Origin of the sequence: Chryseobacterium gambrini, from assembly GCF_900156825.1 — a bacterium.
GTDB classification, from domain to species: Bacteria; Bacteroidota; Bacteroidia; order Flavobacteriales; family Weeksellaceae; genus Chryseobacterium; species Chryseobacterium gambrini.
In genome coordinates this window covers 1-1,310 of sequence record NZ_FTOV01000046.1, presented here as the reverse complement: position 1 = coordinate 1,310, position 1,310 = coordinate 1, and the positions used below count along the sequence as shown (strand labels likewise).

Below are 1,310 nucleotides of genomic sequence, written 5' to 3'. Positions count from 1 at the left end.
CGGTAAAAACAGCATCATTCCCTGGGACAAACTCGATACCGACCCGACAAAGGTCAACGATGCCGAGATCAGGGCATTGGCATTTGACAAGAGATCGGAAGTCCGCGTAAAGCATTCACAGGGGTTCCGTATCGGAGTGCGTGATTATGTTTTAAACAAACTGGCACCGGCTCATCATGTTTCAGGAGCCATGCCGGTATTAAGAACTACAGGAGCCGTATTCAACGGAAGAAAAAGGCTGACGTTTCAGGATCTGATCAATTTTTACAATGAAATTGAAATATTGAACCTTATTGATGACGATACCTCGGAATCACCCAATTTCTGGAATATGATCCTGAACCCGGAACACCGCTCAGACCTTAAAATTGATAAAGCGGGAACCGCTAACCACAGGGATAATCTGGAATTTGACAAAGACACCGGGGAGTTCAAAAGGTTCTATAAAATAAGGATGTGGGAAAATAACGCGGCTCCCCTGTATTCGCCGACAGGGGAACTGAAGGCAAGGGGATCCATTAAAGAAGATGGTGACCAGTATGCCTCTACCTTTTTCTATTCCCCCAATACGGTTTGGCATTTGGAGAAGCTCAAAATCCTTTACAAACCGGAATATCAGGATACCACCAATGCTGATCCGGAGTCTGAATTCAGATTACAGGGATACGGGCTTTGTGACAAAAAGCAGGAGTACGGGTTTGGGGCAATCATTTCTGATAACGGTTAAGAAACGTTCACGATGAAATTATCTACTAAGGCTTTGGAAGTTGCGGCTTCACAGATCGGGAAACAGGAAAACCCGCCCGGATCCAACTGGGGAGAACCGGTTAAAAGCTACCTCTCCAGTGTGGGGATCGGCTTTGCCGCCCCGTGGTGTATGGCTTTTGTGTATTGGTGTTTCCGTCAGGCTTCCGGGCAAATGAATGTTAATAATACGGCAATCAAAACAGGTGGCGTCTTAGCCGCATGGAATCAAGCCGCTCAAAAAATAAAATCCTCTAATCCCGCCATCGGATCCGTGTTTATTATGGATTTCGGCAAAGGGCAAGGGCATACCGGTCTCGTTGAAAATTTCGACAAAGAATTTATTTATACCATAGAAGGAAATACCAATGACGCCGGTAGCCGTGAGGGGATTAAAGTATGCAGGAAAAAACGCCTGCGAACGACGATTAAAGGTTATTTAAACTACTAAAATGAAATCTTTTTTTAACGCTATATCTATTTTATTTTGTCTGGCGCTGTTGGTTTCCTGTGGAAGCAGGAAACCGCTGCCGCCGGAAACAGTCACCGACACTTTGGTTGTAAAA

The 1,310-nt window shown here is 45.1% G+C and carries 2 protein-coding genes; both read left to right on the top strand.

Annotated elements, in window-relative coordinates:
• Nucleotides 1–727: hypothetical protein (locus tag BW951_RS22970; protein ID WP_076396892.1), on the top strand; the 727-nt coding region annotated here is incomplete at its 5' end.
• A 12-nt stretch (nt 728–739) separates the two neighbouring features.
• Nucleotides 740–1,195 (top strand): CHAP domain-containing protein, encoded by a 456-nt coding sequence (locus BW951_RS22290; RefSeq protein ID WP_076396890.1) that lies wholly within the window; start codon nt 740–742, stop codon nt 1,193–1,195.
• Nucleotides 1,196–1,310: the final 115 nt, after the last annotated feature.

Coding starts and splice junctions, on each gene's coding strand:
- BW951_RS22290 (WP_076396890.1), top strand. CDS start 740: ATGAAATTATCTACTAAGGCTTTGGAAGTTGCGGCTTCACAGATCGGG.